Raw genomic sequence first — 16,066 nt, forward strand, 5'->3', positions numbered from 1 at the left:
CCGCTGCATTTTTTTGGAAAGCTAGGCCGTGAGTTCCTGCCTCAGCCTACTGTACAGATGCGGCTCTAGCCGATCAGGCAGCCAGCCTGAATGTATATTCAGCGCACCCCGTACCCAGTAAGCCCAGACCGGCTTTCGTGTTGAGGGAAGAAAGCAGGGTAAACTCCGGGCCGACGAGGCGCGAGATCTCGGAGGGAGTGGCACTCTGGTAGGGGTATCCGCCCATCCAATCTACCGCGTCATAAAACGGGTTCATGCCTCTCTGTTCGCGATAGCTGCGGAATAACGAGCCCTTCAAGGCTCGAGCTCCTGTAAGTATAACATAGTAGCTATACACCATGACATTTTGGACAGGTCGTCCCGACGAGCAGTAAGCCCGCTTGAGATGTTGCCACATCCCGCAAAAGGGTGTCTTTGTATAAATGGCAATTATGAATAGTCCACCCGGCTTCACGCGAGCCTTCGCCTGCCGAACCGCTTCGTCGAGATCGCCAGTGTGATGGAGGACACCCCAGGAATAAACGACATCAAATTTCTGGTCGACAGCAGAGTGCAGGATATCGTCCCGGAACGCTTCGATATCAGCACCAAAACTCGCCGCTGTTCTCTTCGTCGTCTCAACGGACTTCGGATCATAGTCTACCGCGACAATGGGGCCAAACCCCAGCCTCGATGCCGCGACGGCATGAAGTCCGCTGCCGCTGCCGATATCCAGGAAGCTTTTGCCGGCCGGATCGAAATTTTCGGGCAAAAGCTTCTGGACGCCGATGCGCGCAAATTCCAGCTCGGTCTGGCTGATCCCTTTGGAGTAGTTGGACCAGTTTTGTCCGAATTCGAACCGTGTGTCTTCGGTTGCGATCATGCCAAGCTTCCTCTTCACGCGCCTCTGTGGAGCGGCGAGATCCTAATAGCACGATGCGCGTCGAAATCTACGGCAAGCCGGGGTTGAATGTGCTCCATGAATTCAGTACCAGCCGCGGCGCATGCATCAATCCAACATGAAGCCTCCGCTCTGTGAGGGTACAAGACCGATGCACATCGTGACGGTGGTCTCTTCGCTTGGCGGCGGCGGAGCCGAGCGCGTTGTCATCGAATTATCCCAGTATCTGTGCAAGCTGGGGCATGTTGTCACGATTTTAACATTAAGCGGCGAAGATCCAGACGCTTACCCTGTTCCGCCTAGTATACGACGTGAACGCCTCGAGATCCGCCGCCCGTCTCATTCCATCATAGATACGGTGTGGTTCTCGTTGAAGCACCTGAGGACAATGCGGCGAAGAATTGTTGGGCTTCGGCCGGATATCGTCCTGAGTTTCATCGATCAAACAAATGTCCGCGTCATTGCCTCACTCTTAGGATCCGGCATCCCCGTCATCGCTGCGGAACGAGTGGATCCCCGCTACAATGAGGTTTCTCGCGCCTGGCGTGTTGCGCGTCGCCTCACATATCCCCTGGCGTCCGCAGTTGTCGTGCAGACAGAATCAGCGCGAAGCTGGTTTCTAAAATGGCTACCTGTCCACAAGATATGTGTACTTCCAAATGCTATCAGATCGGGTGAGTTCATCCGGACGTCTGCCAGCGAATTGGACAAAACGGAGAAACGTGGAGGAACCATCCTTGCCGTTGGACGACTGACTTACCAAAAGGGGCACGATCTGCTGCTCGACGCGTTCTCCAGATCGAGCCTCGCTCGAGCCGGATGGCGGGTCGTGGTGCTTGGCGAAGGGCCGGAGAGAGCCAAACTCCTTCAGCAAGCAGCCGCTCTCGGTGTGGGCGACGCTTTCAGCGTGCCTGGTCGGGTATCGAATGTCGGCGATTGGCTTCAGCGCGCTGACATCTCTGTCCTGTCTTCACGATACGAAGGGTTTCCGAATGCGCTGCTGGAAGCCATGCAGATAGGGCGCGCCTGCATAAGCTTCGACTGCCCAAGCGGCCCACGGGATCTGGTTGCCCATGGTCAAAGTGGCTGGCTCGTTCCGGCTGAGGACGTAGACGCGCTTGCCCAGGCTCTTCAGCAGCTGGCGGCCGATTCCGACCTTCGCCGTCGACTCGGAACCGAGGCGGCCAAGGTCAACGATCGCTATTCCCAGGACCGCATTTATGGGCTTTGGCTGCGCATGATCGAAGCCAAAGCTCTAAGAAAACCTGAAAAACTTCGAAGATATTTGTTGAAGAGAAAACGTGTGAAAGCGGCGCGATCCAAAAAAATCCTGTTTGTGATCGGTATATTGGCCGTCGGCGGTGCTGAAACCCAGCTTGCAATATTGGCCGAGCAGCTTGTCATGCGTGGGTGGGCGGTTTCAGTTTACACCCTTGAACGCACGGGAGCGCTGGTTGATCGCCTTGAAAGCGCCGGGATAAAAGTTATTGACGGGGGCTATCGCCACCGATCCGTGCGAAAGATCCCAAAGCTGCTGTCTCTCGCGCGCTGCGAAATCCGGCTGATCCGGCATATCTTGGCGATCAGGCCGAACGTCGCTCATGGTTTTCTGCCGCTTACAAACTTCATGTGCGCTATCGCCGGCAGGGTTGCCTCCGTTCCCCGAATTGTTACTTCAAAACGCGGACTTGGCCGGCATCAAGACCGCCGTCCACGGATGAAATGGCTCGACCGAACCGCCAACGCCCTGTCGCATATCATAACGGCAAACTCGCATGCGGTGGCAGAAGACACGGTTAAGCGTGACGGAAACAAAAAGCTGCCCCTCGTTGTCATCCCCAACGGGCTTGATTTTAGCCGATTTGCAGAATCCCTCTCTTCCAGAGAGGAAGTGCGTCGCCAGCTCGGGATAGAGCCAACCGACATTGCAATCGTAAAGGTAGCAAACCTTATTCCCTATAAGGGGCATAGCGAGCTAATTCGCGCATTTGCAGCGATCGCGAGTAAACGCGTGGGGCTCAAGCTGTTCCTGATAGGGGAGGATCGTGGGCTCGGTCAGATGCTCGGGGATGAGGTGCGGCGCCTGGGCATGGAGCAACGAGTGACATTCATGGGCTCGAGGGATGATGTGCCTGCTCTCCTTGCCGCTATGGATGTCGGCGTCATGGCCTCCCATGAGGAGGGCTTTTCGAACGCATTGCTCGAGAAGCTGGCTGCCGGGTTGCCGGTCGTTGCCACCAAAATCGGAGGTAATCCAGAGGCGCTTGACCGGATGCCAGGTTGCGAGCTCGTTCGCCCCGAGGATCCGGATGACCTGGCGAGAGGCATGCTCAAAGTGATCGATGGTCTGCACGAAGCAGCTCCGCAAAGGGAGGAGAGGTCCCGGCGCGTTCGCGAACGCTATTCAGTCGAAGCGATGGTCGATGCCTACGAGCACATCTACCAGGTAGACACGAGCTCGATCGTCTGAATGGCAAATCCCGAGCCCTTTGTTCCGGACCGACAGATCGGCTATGGTGACAAGTCCTGGCGTTCGAGCAGCTCCGTTTCGGCCTGGTTTGGTCTCTCAAGAGAAAATTAGATGTGCGGCATAGCTGGAATTCTGGAAACGAACGCTTCCTCCGGTATCGACCGCGAGACCGTGCGGCGCATGACCGACTTCATCATGCACCGGGGGCCTGATGATGGAGGAGAATGGACCGATCCGGAAGCCGGTATTGGATTAGCGCAGCGACGGCTTGCCATCATCGACCTTTCGCCAGCGGGTCATCAACCCATGATTTCGCATAGCGGACGATACGTCATCGTCTTCAATGGCGAAATGTACAATTTTCGCGAGCTGCGTCAGCGGCTGGACAGCGAGACGAATATCGAGTGGCGCGGCCATTCCGATACCGAGGTTCTGCTTGCCGCGATCGAGCGCTGGGGCGTGAAGGCTGCTCTGCAGGCCTCGGTCGGCATGTTTGCGCTGGCATTATGGGATCGCAAAGAGCGTCGGCTGTTTCTGGCTCGGGACCGGGTGGGGGAAAAGCCCCTCTACTACGGGCGAATCGGAAGGCGCTTTGCATTCGCCTCCGAGCTGAAGGCGTTCCGCGCGCTTCCGTCCTGGAAGCCTGAGATCGACCGTGGCGCGCTTGCTCTGTTGATGCGCCACAACTATGTACCCGCTCCTTACAGTATCTACAAAGGCGTCCAGAAGCTTCTTCCCGGATGTCTCCTCACCCTCTCGAGCCCGGCATCCGAGCCTCAGGTCGAACCCTATTGGAGTGCGCGCGAGGCGGCGGAGCAAGGCCGGGATCGGCCTTTTGAGGGGAGTCCCCAGGAGGCTGTCACTGAGCTCGAAGCTTTGCTGCGGCAGTCGTTGAACGGGCAAATGATGGCCGATGTGCCTCTGGGCGCATTCCTTTCGGGCGGCGTCGATTCATCCACTGTCGTGGCACTCATGCAGTCGATGAGTTCGCAGCCGGTGCGTACCTTCACGATCGGTTTCCAGCAGACAAGCTATAATGAAGCGGATCACGCCAAGCAAGTCGCACAACATTTGGGAACAGATCACACGGAACTCTACGTCTCCGAAAAGGAGACCATGGACGTCATCCCGAACTTGCCCGAAATCTATTGTGAGCCGTTTGCGGATTCCTCCCAGATACCTACCTACCTTGTCTCCAGATTGGCGCGACAGCGCGTCACGGTTTCGCTCTCGGGAGATGCCGGCGATGAGCTGTTTTCAGGCTATACGCGCTACTCCGTAACTGACGCGTTCTGGAACAGGCTGTCCCGAATTCCCGGGCCCTTGCGGTCGGCCATTGCAGGATTGGCGACTCTTCCCGCTCCAGCTTTCTATGACCGGCTGGTCGGGCCATTGATGCCGCTGATGCCGGAGCAGTTCCGGTTCAATCGTTTCGGCGACAAGGTCCACAAGGGTGCGGAGCTTCTTTCGTTACGGACCCCCAATGACGTCTATCGGCGGCTCTGCTCGCACTGGGCAGACCCGAGCCAGATCGTTGTGGGAAGTGAAGAGCCGGCAACGATGCTGACGGGCCTTGAAGGGCTGCCAAGCTTGCAGGGCAACGTAGAGAGGATGATGTATCTCGACCTCAAGAGCTATTTGCCTGACGATATCCTGGTAAAGGTGGATCGAGCGGCGATGGCTGTGAGCCTGGAGACCCGGGTCCCGCTGCTCGACCATCGACTGGTCGAGTTCGCGTTCTCCCTGCCGCTTTCCGTGCTTCGGGCAGAAGGCACGACGAAATGGCCGCTCAGGCAAATTCTCTACAAATATGTCCCGAAGGCACTGATCGAACGACCGAAGATGGGGTTCGGCGTTCCCATCGGCGACTGGCTGCGCGGTGCGCTCCGTGACTGGGCCGAGGATTTGCTGAGTGAGAGGCGGCTGCAAGCGGATGGAATCCTCAGGCCGGAACCAATCCGTCATGCCTGGTCGGAACACCTATCCGGACGGCGGGACAACCAGTACCTTCTTTGGGATGTCCTGATGTTCCAGGCCTGGCGAGACAAGCAGCGAGAGTGCTGGCCCGCCATGGCCGCATGACAGGACGTGTTTCATTCTATTCGGCCGCTGAAGCGGTCGCGGGGAGCCTCTCCGACCGGGCGAACTGCGCTGCAAGGAACCACCTTTGCCAGCCTAGCCCCCACAACAACGCACCGACGACGGCGACAAAGGCAATGCCGCGCAGTCCGAGAGCGATCATGCCGGGCAAGTCGCCGAGCAAGGGGCGGAGCCCGATGTCCAGGAAGACAGGGATAACCAAGACGACAATGGACCGAAGCGCGGCGGCCGCGATGTCGGCCAGCACGGGTCGGGCATAAAATTTCCTATTCAACCAGATAAGCCAGATACAGGTCGCTGCGGTGACTGCAGCGGTCGGAGCAATGCAGATGACAACTAGGTCGTGAGCAAAGCCTCCGACCTTGGTCATGATCAGAGTTGCCAGGAACGACGCAACACTCGTAGCGAGGATAATCGAGACCTGCCGCATGGCTTGGCCGAGCTTTGCTATGAAGGTGCCGAAGGCGAAAGGGAAAAGCGATAGGCTCAGCACGGCCCAGATTTGGGCGACCTGAATTCCCAAGGCGCTGTCGAATGCGCCGCGACCCAGGAGCGTGTCTACGATTGCGTTGCCCATCAGGATGATGACCGCGCTCAGACAGAGCGTGACAAGCATCCCGACGCGGGCTAGCCGGCGCAACAACGAAACGATTTCGTCCTTTTCGTTCCGGGATACGAGCGCAGCAAAATGAGGCAAGAGAACGGTCCCCAGGCCCATCACCAGGACCTGCATGAGGGCCCAGTGCAAGCGCATGGCGTAGCCGAATACGGCGACCGCGCCCTCGCCCAGTTCGGCAGCCCGAAACTGGATCATCGGAGCCATCGCATTGGAGAGCATAACCGCAGGCAGCAGCGGCAGCGCCAAGACGAGGGTTCTCCGCACCTCGCCCTTTGCTGCGCGGGTGTCGATGGGATAGCGCAGCTTGAGCTGAAGAAGCGCTGCACTGACGACGAGAAGTTGTGCGACGCTCCCCAAGAGAAGCGTCCACACGAGAGATGACAGGCCAGATGTCGGCCACAGCAGAAGGGCTGCGACCGACACTAGGGCATTGAAAAGCGGCGCCATGGCGGCTGCCAGGAAACGGCCGTGGCAGTTCAGGATCAATCCGATGAAATCGGCCAGGATGATGGGCAGCATGGTCCAGCCGGCGACCTGGAGGGCATCTACGGACGTGGCCAGGAGACCGGGCGCGATGCCGGGCATGAACAATGCCAGGATGGTCTGAGGAAGCAGGAAGCATAGACTCGCGAAGATCGCCGCCAGGGTGAGCACAATCGCCAGCATCCGTGTGCGATAGGCCGCGGCGAGCCGCTCATCGCCAAGTGTCACCAGCGAGGTGTAGCGCCCGACAAAGCTGACCTGGACCCAGCTGCCGATCACGGTCGAAACAAACGTCGGCGCGATCAGACCGATATTGTAGGCGTCGACATCCAGCGAAGCGCCGAGGGAAGCTGCGATAATTGCGGTTCGCGCAAACGCAGCGAACTGAACCGCGACCCCGAGCAGCGTCACGGTGCGCACAGATCTGAGCATCGTCATATCCGGTCTGCTCAACAGGAAGGAGGGCGCAACTGGCGCGCGCTCACTTCATCACTCCTGTGACACAGTAGATCTTTGTCTCGCCACAAACTCGCTGATTTTGGTCTTCCTGCCTTCTATCGCGACATTCCGAAACAAGAATTCCGTACATGCTTCGCCGGTCGAGATTTTGGCAAGTTTAAACCGATGCTTTTCCTCAAGGCGATCCACGACCTGCTGGTCATCGGCATACTCCATCGGCCAGCCCCCGAGCCAGTCCTTCACATCAGTCATATAGCTCATGCCACGCTGTTTTTTCTTGTCGTAGATTTGCTTAAGAAGCAGCGGTAACCGCAGCGGATTCCGACGTAAACCGAAGCGCCACAGATACCAATATTCCATCCTGCGCCTGGATTTGGCATCGGCCGCGTTGTAGCGCCGCTTCACATCGAGCCAGAACTCCGGTGAAGGTGTGGCGACGTTTGATGAATAAAGCGCAATAAAGAACAACCCATTATTGGCCACTCTCTGGGCCGCATTGTCGATGGCCTGCCACATGGAGCCGGTATGGTGCAGAACGCCCCAGGAATAGACGATGTCCCAAAGCCCAAGATTGCCCATGTAGCCGCTGTCCAGAACATCCCCCCACTCGACAGTCCAGTGGGACGGAGATTTCGCTAAGCCCTGCAATTTCAGGGTTGTCTCTACAGAGTTCTTGTCGAAATCGAAGGAATGGATGCGCCGGGCGTTTGCTTGAAGTGCAGCCAAGGAGTGTAAGCCGCTCCCACAGCCAATGTCGAGAAAAGTGAGGCCACTCAAATCCTGCATGTCCAGAAATTTGAGAAGGGCCATTTGTGCCTGGTCGAGCCGCTCCTTGGAATAGTGCTTGTCGATAAAATTTTTCCAGTTCGCGCCGAATTCGTAGCGTTGTGATGTTTCGGCCGAGTCGTGTTGTGACATTGTGTTGCGCTCCCACCAAGTCAGCGTCGTTGGCTTCCGGCAGTGCTTAAGTCGTCGGGCATATGCGGTCAACGTGAACCGACATAAACTCGTTTTGCTGGTGGGGCTCACGGGCACCGCGGGACCGCATATCGGCGGGCGCCTGCTGTGCCGTGGCATAGCGCCACACGGAAGCTTCGGAGAGAGACCCAGGCCGCGTCCCGAGTGGCCGGGGTCGCATCGCGAGGGCCCAGGTTAGAGCGGAGCAAGCCGTCCCGCAAGTCGCTTGCCAAGTCCTGGCTGTAACTCTACAGAACCCTGGCAAAGGGGGGGTGGGTGTCCCCAGCCTCGACCTTACAGCCCAGGGGATCGAATGGCGTTGATAAGCATCAGCGAAGTGAGGATCGCAATCATCGGCCTTGGCTACGTGGGGCTACCGCTTGCCGTGCACATGGCTCGGCATTTTCCGGTAATCGGCTTCGACATAGACGAGACACGTATCGCTGAGCTCAGGCGCGGGCTCGACCGCACTCGCGAAGTGACTCCTGAGGAGTTTTCTGCCGCCACACACATACGCTTCTCCAATGATTTCCAGGCATTGCGGGAGGCAAATTTTTTCATCGTGACCGTGCCGACACCGATCGACTCGGCGCTGCAGCCGGATTTGCGTGCTCTTGAGAAAGCCTCGGCCACCGTCGGTAGGGCCCTGAGCAAGGGGAGCGTCGTCGTATACGAATCGACTGTCTATCCGGGCGTGACCGAAGACACATGTGTGCCCATTGTTGCGCGTGAGTCCGGCCTCGTTTTCAACCGCGATTTCTTCGCGGGGTATTCGCCCGAGCGCATCAATCCAGGCGACCATAAGCACCGCCTGCCAGACATCGTCAAAGTGACCTCGGGGTCAACCCCGGAGGCCGCCGACCTTGTCGACCAGGTATATGCGCGAGTGGTAAGCGCAGGCACCCACAAAGTAAGCTCGATCCGCATCGCCGAAGCATCCAAGGTCATCGAAAACATCCAGCGCGACGTAAACATCGCCTTGGTCAACGAGCTTGCCCAGCTCTTCAAGCGTTTGGGGCTCGAGACGCGCGAGGTACTCGGTGCTGCTGGGACGAAATGGAATTTCCACCAGTATTCGCCCGGCCTCGTTGGTGGACATTGCATCGGCGTGGACCCCTATTACCTTACTCACAAGGCGCAATCGATCGGCTTCCATCCTGAAATGATCCTGGCCGGTCGGCGCATCAATGACGGTATGGCCGAGTGGGTGGCTCTGGACGTGGTCAAGACCATGCTGAAGCACAAGATCGAAATCGGTCGATCCCGGGTGCTGGTCATGGGCATGACCTTCAAGGAGAATTGCCCCGACATTCGCAATACAAAAGTTGCCGATCTCATAGGCGAGCTGAAAAGCCTGGTTCACGAAGTCGTCGTCTATGATCCTTACGTCGATCCGGAAGAAGTCTTTGAAGAGTACGGCATCGAAGTTGCAACGCACATGCCGGACGGGTTGTTCGATTGCCTGGTGCTGGCTGTGCGACACGACCAATTCCGGCAGCTCAGCGCGGAAAGCATGCGCGGATCGCTCACAGCGGGCGGGGTGCTCTACGATCTTAAGCAGGTTCTGCCTGTTGGGGCGAGTGATGCGCGCGTCTGAGCGCCCTTTGCTGTGTTTTAGATAAAATTCGGGACCGAAGGATGAAAATTCTTGTCACGGGCGCAGCGGGCTTCATTGGATCACATACGGCAAGGGTGCTACTCGACCGTGGCGACGAAGTTGTTGGGATAGACAACCTCAACGATTACTACGACGTCAATTTGAAATTGGCTCGGCTGTCACGCTTGACACCCAGCGCAAGATTTCAATTTGTCAAATGCGACCTGGCGGATCGCGCCGCTATCGAGAAAGTCTTTGCGGAACACCGCCCGCAGCGAGTCGTCAATCTGGCTGCCCAGGCGGGGGTTCGTTACGCGCTGGAGAATCCGCATAGCTATGTTGAATCCAACCTCGTCGGGTTCCTGAACATACTGGAAGGGTGCCGCCACAACGGCGTCGAGCATCTGGTCTATGCCTCATCCAGTTCGGTATATGGTGCGAACACAAGATTGCCGTTCAGCGTGCATGATAATGTCGATCACCCGCTGAGCCTCTATGCCGCCAGCAAGAAGTCCAATGAACTGATTGCACACTCCTACGCCCATCTATTCCGATTGCCGGTGACCGGTCTGCGCTTCTTTACCGTCTACGGCCCCTGGGGGCGGCCGGATATGTCGCTCTTCCTCTTCACCAGGAAGATCATTGCAGGCGAGCCGATCGACGTTTTCAATTTTGGTGAACACGCGCGCGATTTCACCTATATCGATGACATTGTCGAAGGGGTCGTTCGGACACTCGATCGCGTTGCGGAGCCCAACCCCGATTGGAGCAGCGATGCTCCGGATCCGGGCACGTCGGCAGCGCCCTACCGCCTCTACAATATCGGGAATAACCAGCCTGTGGAGCTGATGTATTTCATCGAGTGCATCGAAAAGGCGGTCGGCAAGAAAGCAAAGATGAATATGCTGCCGCTCCAGCCAGGAGATGTGCCGCGTACCTATGCCGATGTCGACGCACTGGTTGCCGATACGGGCTTCCAGCCACGTACCCCGATCGAGGAAGGCATTGCTCGTTTCGTCGACTGGTACAAGGGATTCTATGACGTCGCCTGAGCGGCTCGGTTGCCGGGACGGCCTGAAAACCAGAGCTGTCGGCCAAGCCGCTGGAGCGGGTAGAGCACCCAAGCTGCTGTTCGTAGTCACCGAAGACTGGTATTTCGTTTCGCACCGGCTCCAACTCGCTGTCGCTGCCAGTCGCGCCGGGTATGACGTGACCGTTGCAACTCGTGCAGGGCGCTTTAGCGAGTTGATCAGAGAGAAGGGTCTCAAGCTCTGCCCCATAGATTTCAACCGGAGCGGAACTGGCCCGGTTGAAGAGATTCGGACCTTAGCAAGCCTCATCAAACTCTATCGACGCGAACGGCCGGACATCGTTCATCACGTAGCTCTCAAGCCCGTGATCTATGGCTCGATTGCCGCGCGTGCCGCGAGAATTTCGGGGGTGGTCAACGCGCTGGGTGGGTTTGGCTACGTTTTCTCTTCAGAGGGAGCCAAGGCGAAAATCCTCCGCCTCATTGCGAAACCGGCCCTGCGGTTTGCCCTACGTGGGTCGAATGCGCGACTTATCGTCCAGAATGGCGATGACTTGCAGCGAGTCGTTTCGGGCCAGCTCGCGGACGCCGACACTGTGCGATTGATCCGTGGCGCCGGTGTCGATCCGGATTCCTATGGCGCCGCGAATTTTGCAGCGGAGCCGCCTCTTGTGATTCTGCCGGCGCGCCTGCTGCGCGAAAAAGGTGTCGGCGAATTCGTCGCCGCCGCCAGCCTGCTGCGGAAAAGGGGCACAAAGGCTCGCTTCGCGCTGGTTGGCCAGCCCGATCCTGCAAATCCGGCAAGCGTGACCCAGGAAGAGGTGGATGCCTGGGTGAGGGAAGGGGCGGTCGAATATTGGGGTTGGCAAGACGACATGCCCGCGGTCCTTTCGCAGGCGCAGATAGTTTGTCTTCCAACCTACCACGAAGGATTTCCCAAGTCGCTCCTGGAGGCGGCCGCAAGCCGCTGTGCGATCGTGGCTACGGACATTCCCGGCTGTCGCGAGATCGTCAAGCACGGGTCGACAGGCTGGCTCGTGCCTCCACGCAATGCGTCGGCACTGGCCGATGCCCTTCACGAGGCCATAAAGCATCCGGAGTTGCGCAGCCGTTACGGTTCGGCGGCCTTCGACCTAGTCAAATCCAGCTTCTCATTGGATCGAATAGTCAGCGAGACCTTGGAAATTTATGATGAGCTCCTGGCTGCTCATGATGTAGCGCTCGCTCCTGGCGCGTCCTTCAACCGGCCGAATTCACACGATCGCAACGTTCTTCCCCCACGATAGTAGCGCTCCATACGGGCTGAACCTTCGGCCGAAGCACCTTGCGCATTATGAGATTACCTCCATGAATAGCTCCAAGCTTGTTGATGTGATCGCGGGCGCACGGCCCAACTTCATGAAAATCGCTCCGATCATTCGTGCGATTGAAACACTGCCCGAGGATCAGACCCGCCTCCGGTATCGCCTTGTTCACACCGGTCAGCACTATGACCCACTCATGTCTGGAGAGTTCTTCAAGCAACTCGGCATACCGGAGCCTCACGCCAATTTGGGGGTGGGTTCGGGCACGCAGGCCGAACAGACGGCTGCGATCATGGTTGGCTACGAAAAGTTACTAATGTCAGCGCGTAGCGATGTATGCCTCGTTGTGGGCGATGTTACCTCTACGATGGCCTGCGCAATTACGGCTCAGAAACTTGGGGTCCCGGTCGCTCACGTCGAGGCAGGTATCCGTTCTGGTGACTGGGGCATGCCGGAGGAGATCAATCGGATGGTGACGGACTCGATCACCAACTGGTTCTTCACTACCAGCGAGGTCGCGAACGAAAATCTGCGGCGCTCGGGCGTTGACGACGGGCGCATATTCTTCGTTGGAAATACGATGATCGACACCCTGCTATCCAATGAAGGCAGATTGCGGCCGCCGGATTTCTGGCATCGGCTTGGCCTTGAGCGCGGAGAGTATTTCGTACTTACTCTGCACAGGCCAAGCAATGTGGACGACCTCGGCGCATTCAGGCGCCTGCTCGATGCCATTGGCAGGGCGACACGAGGCATGACTGCCATCTTCCCCGTACATCCCCGAACGGCGAAGACGATCAGTAGGCTAGGTGACCTCCCAGGCTCGATCCAGTTGGTCGAGCCTCAACCCTACTTGGAATTTAACTACCTGGTCAAATATGCAAAGGCGGTCATTACCGATTCAGGCGGCGTGACGGAAGAGACGACGGTTATGGGAGTACCGTGCATCACGCTACGCTCCACAACCGAGAGACCGGAAACGGTATCGATCGGGACGAACGAGCTTATCGGCACCGATCCCGATCAATTGCAACCAACGCTCGATCGGCTATTTCAAGGGCGCTGGAAGCACGGCAGAATTCCAGAAAAATGGGATGGCCGTGCTGCCGAACGCATCATAGCGGAGTTATCAGCTCTTGTATGCGGGGATAAAGCTGGTCGGCGCCGGTGAATGAGCGTTCTTCACCCAGCCGAATTCACACGATCCCCGCGTCCTGATCCCAGGACCGTAGCGGCAATCAACCGGAAATCCGCAGCAAGCGACATATCCTGCAGATAGGTCGCATCATGGGCCGCCAGTCGTTCCGGCTCCGACATGTCGATTCCGGCCACTTGCGAGACGCCCGTGATACCCGGCCGGATTTTATAAAGCCCCAGCGCCCTGCGGCTGATGATCAGCTCTGTTTGCGACGGCAGGCAAGGTCGAGGCCCGACGAAGCTCATCTCGCCAATGAGCACATTCCAGAGTTGTGGCAGTTCATCTAATTTCAACCGTCGGAAGTATCTGCCTACGGGCGTCACGGCCGACGCGCCTGTCTCGTGGCTCGGCGCGTCGCGCGTGTCGCGGTACATTGTGCGCAGCTTGAGGCAGGTGAACTCCTTCTCGTGCAGGCCAACGCGCTTCTGTCGGAAAATGGCGGGACCGGGCGATGTTGCGCGTATGGCTGCCATGCAGACGAGAATGACCGGCGAGGCCGCAACCAGGCCGATCAGTGCAAGGACGATGTCGAAGACGCGCTTCATCTAATACCAGTATTGCCATTGGACGTATCGCTTATGCGGGATTGTGCCACGGGAAACAATCCAGCCAGGCTCGCAGGTGAAAAGCTTCGGCCGGTCATTCGCCCAGCTGAAGACGGACGCTGATTCAGCCCGTTGCATCAAGCACTCCCGCCAACCACTAGGACCTACCCCGCCGCGCGATGAACTCGTAACCGGCCTCCTCGATCTCCTCCCGGATCAGCCCCGGGTTGCATCTCGGAAACGTCTCGAAGAACCGCGTGGCGTCGATCCGAAGATCACCGGTAAGTTCCGCGAACAGGCGCCCGCGGCCCGCGGCGCTGCCTGTCAGCCTGAGCAAAACGGGTGGGAAGGGGAAGAGCCGTGCAGGCTTCTCCATCCCGCTCCTCAGCAGTCGCACGACCTCTCGCAGTGAGAGCCGGTCGGGATGGGCGACGCAATAGGCGCCGGAGAGGCCGGCTCGCGGTGTGGCCCGGCTGAGCGATGCGATGATCTCCGCCAGTGAGCGTATGCCGATGAAGCTTCGCCGGTTGTGGACCGAGGCGAACGGCAGCGGCAAGCCGGTCGCGGCGAGCTTCTGCAGGAGGGCCCAGTTTCCCCTTGCATCCGCCCCCACGACAAGCGGCGGTCTCAGCGAGATCGCAAAGCCGCCGGCTTCGGCGATCCTGCGCACTTCGGCCTCGGCCGCCCGCTTTGTCTTGCCGTAGAATGTGTCCGGCAGTCCCTCCGCACCATCCGATATCACGAGCGGGGTGGAGTTCGGCGCCACCGCCGCGATGCTGCTCATATGCACGAAGCTCTGGATGCCGGCATCGAGTGCTGCAGTCACGAGCTCGTGCGTGAATCCCACATTCGATTGCTCCAGCGCTTGGGCAACGCTCTGCTCGCCTTCCCGGACATGCGCGAGGCCGGCGAGATGGACGATCGTGCCGATCCGCTGGCCCGCCGCCGGACGCAGTTCCTGGCGCCACGAGGCTCCTTTCATGGCGATGAAGCGGATGCGCTTGTGGCTGCGCCAGTCCGGCGGGCAGCGATCGACATCGCGGACGGCAAGGACGAGCCCGGCGTCGCTCTGGAGCAACCGCTCGACGAGATGGCGGCCGACAAATCCAGTAGCGCCGGTGATCAGGATCGACTTCGGTGACATTCTTGCCTTGCCGGAGTGGACACGAGAGTATGGCGAATGGCGGGCGAGGGGCTCGTCCCCCGACATGCAACTTCCCCTTGAGAGACCCGTCAAGCCCTTGCGCCGGTGGCGGGTTGGCACGACGGGAAAGGCGTTCTGCGCGCCCGGAAGCTATGCTATTGGGGTGGAGGGAGAAAATTCTATTCCGCCTGAGCTAATTGGCAAAATCCTTTTGCATGAGGGTTAAGCGCGATACGCCACGCTTTGCCGGCTGATGGGCCGGCTGCTAAACACGTTTCTCAAAGTCTCCATGCAGCCGCCTCTTTGCACAAAGTCTCTTTGACCGCGTGCGGCCGAAGAGATCACTTGACGAATATCACCCGAAGCGCCTGCCAATGACCATTCATCTCACCCACCTCCAGCGTCTGGAGGCCGAGGCCATCCATATCTTTCGCGAAGTCGCGGCAAACTTCGCGAACCCCGTCATGCTCTATTCGGTGGGCAAGGATTCTTCGGTGCTCCTGCACCTTGCCATGAAGGCGTTCTTTCCGGCGAAGCCGCCTTTCCCGTTCCTGCATGTGGACACCACCTGGAAATTCCGGGAGATGATCGCCTTCCGCGACCAGATGGCGGCGAAGCTCGGCATCGACCTGCTCGTCCACACCAACCAGGAGGGGAAGAGCCAGAACATCAACCCGTTCGACCACGGCTCCAACACCTACACACACATCATGAAGACCGTGGCATTGCGCCAGGCGCTCGATAAATACGGTTTCGACGCAGCCTTCGGCGGCGCCCGGCGCGACGAGGAGAAGTCAAGGGCCAAGGAGCGGATCTTCTCCTTCCGCAACGCCCAGCACGCCTGGGATCCCAAGCATCAGCGGCCGGAGATGTGGAAGATCTACAACACGCGTGTTTCGCCCGGCGAATCGATCCGTGTCTTCCCGCTCTCGAACTGGACCGAGCTCGATATCTGGCAATACATCCTCCAGGAGGACATCCCGATCGTGCCGCTCTATTTCGCCGGACGGCGGCCTGTCGTCGAGCGCGACGGCATGCTGATCCTGGTCGACGACGACCGGCTGAAGCTCAGGCAAGGCGAGACCATCGAAGAGCGCGTGGTGCGGTTCCGCACGCTCGGCTGCTACCCGCTGACCGGTGCCATCGAATCCAGTGCAGCGAGCCTCGAGGATATCGTGGGCGAGATGCTCACTGCCCGCACGTCCGAGCGGCAGGGCCGGCTGATCGACAAGGATGAGGCCGGCTCCATGGAAAAGAAGAAACGTGAAGGGTACTTCTGA

The 16,066-nt window shown here is 58.7% G+C and carries 12 protein-coding genes; 7 read left to right on the forward strand and 5 right to left on the reverse strand.

The features are described from left to right. Positions 1–73: 73 nt before the first annotated feature. A complete protein-coding gene (locus tag SAZ10_RS04225) occupies positions 74–862 on the reverse strand; it encodes a class I SAM-dependent methyltransferase (protein WP_318607929.1) in 789 nt (262 codons plus the stop codon). A gap of 169 nt (positions 863–1,031) precedes the next feature. Here SAZ10_RS04225 and SAZ10_RS04230 point away from each other — a divergent pair, with 169 nt between their 5' ends. Continuing rightward, entirely contained in the window at positions 1,032–3,350 is a 2,319-nt protein-coding gene (locus SAZ10_RS04230) for a glycosyltransferase (protein ID WP_318607930.1), read from the forward strand. A 111-nt stretch (positions 3,351–3,461) separates the two neighbouring features. Continuing rightward, positions 3,462–5,432 (forward strand): asparagine synthase (glutamine-hydrolyzing), encoded by a 1,971-nt coding sequence (gene asnB, locus SAZ10_RS04235; RefSeq protein WP_318607931.1) that lies wholly within the window; start codon positions 3,462–3,464, stop codon positions 5,430–5,432. Positions 5,433–5,448: 16 nt separating this feature from the next. Here the strand turns inward: asnB and murJ are convergent, their stop codons facing one another. Both murJ and SAZ10_RS04245 read right to left on the reverse strand, forming a co-directional pair. After that, complete coding sequence (gene murJ / locus SAZ10_RS04240) at positions 5,449–6,984, reverse strand: murein biosynthesis integral membrane protein MurJ (RefSeq protein ID WP_318607932.1); 1,536 nt, start codon at positions 6,982–6,984, stop codon at positions 5,449–5,451. 57 nt (positions 6,985–7,041) lie between these two features. Beyond that, positions 7,042–7,929: a class I SAM-dependent methyltransferase gene (locus SAZ10_RS04245; protein ID WP_318607933.1), complete on the reverse strand. Its 888-nt coding sequence runs from the start codon at positions 7,927–7,929 to the stop codon at positions 7,042–7,044. Between the two features lie 352 nt (positions 7,930–8,281). On the opposite strand from SAZ10_RS04245, the gene SAZ10_RS04250 reads away from it, so the two are divergent. The 4 genes from SAZ10_RS04250 to wecB all read left to right on the forward strand — a co-directional run bounded on the left by SAZ10_RS04250 (position 8,282) and on the right by wecB (position 13,070). Further along, entirely contained in the window at positions 8,282–9,565 is a 1,284-nt protein-coding gene (locus tag SAZ10_RS04250) for a nucleotide sugar dehydrogenase (protein WP_318607934.1), read from the forward strand. Positions 9,566–9,606: 41 nt separating this feature from the next. Then, on the forward strand, positions 9,607–10,617 hold the full coding sequence (locus SAZ10_RS04255) for an NAD-dependent epimerase (RefSeq protein WP_318607935.1): 1,011 nt from the start codon (positions 9,607–9,609) through the stop codon (positions 10,615–10,617). Continuing rightward, positions 10,604–11,881, forward strand: a complete 1,278-nt coding sequence (locus SAZ10_RS04260) for a glycosyltransferase family 4 protein (protein WP_318607936.1) — start codon at positions 10,604–10,606, stop codon at positions 11,879–11,881. The genes SAZ10_RS04255 and SAZ10_RS04260 overlap by 14 nt, the downstream gene beginning before the upstream one ends. A 61-nt stretch (positions 11,882–11,942) precedes the next feature. Beyond that, positions 11,943–13,070 carry a non-hydrolyzing UDP-N-acetylglucosamine 2-epimerase gene (gene wecB, locus SAZ10_RS04265; protein WP_318607937.1) on the forward strand — a complete coding sequence of 376 codons (1,128 nt, stop codon included), beginning with the start codon at positions 11,943–11,945 and terminating at the stop codon, positions 13,068–13,070. A gap of 11 nt (positions 13,071–13,081) precedes the next feature. Here wecB and SAZ10_RS04270 read toward each other — a convergent pair whose 3' ends face one another. Further along, the gene (locus SAZ10_RS04270; protein ID WP_318607939.1) at positions 13,082–13,642 is read right to left on the reverse strand and encodes a sugar transferase; all 561 of its coding nucleotides are present in this window, start codon (positions 13,640–13,642) and stop codon (positions 13,082–13,084) included. Between the two features lie 157 nt (positions 13,643–13,799). After that, complete coding sequence (locus tag SAZ10_RS04275) at positions 13,800–14,852, reverse strand: NAD-dependent epimerase/dehydratase family protein (RefSeq protein WP_318607941.1); 1,053 nt, start codon at positions 14,850–14,852, stop codon at positions 13,800–13,802. A gap of 308 nt (positions 14,853–15,160) precedes the next feature. Here SAZ10_RS04275 and cysD point away from each other — a divergent pair, with 308 nt between their 5' ends. After that, the gene (gene cysD, locus SAZ10_RS04280) at positions 15,161–16,066 is read left to right on the forward strand and encodes a sulfate adenylyltransferase subunit CysD (protein WP_318607942.1); all 906 of its coding nucleotides are present in this window, start codon (positions 15,161–15,163) and stop codon (positions 16,064–16,066) included.

It is taken from the genome of Mesorhizobium sp. BAC0120, assembly GCF_033542235.1.
Taxonomy (GTDB): Bacteria; Pseudomonadota; Alphaproteobacteria; order Rhizobiales; family Rhizobiaceae; genus JAWRCU01.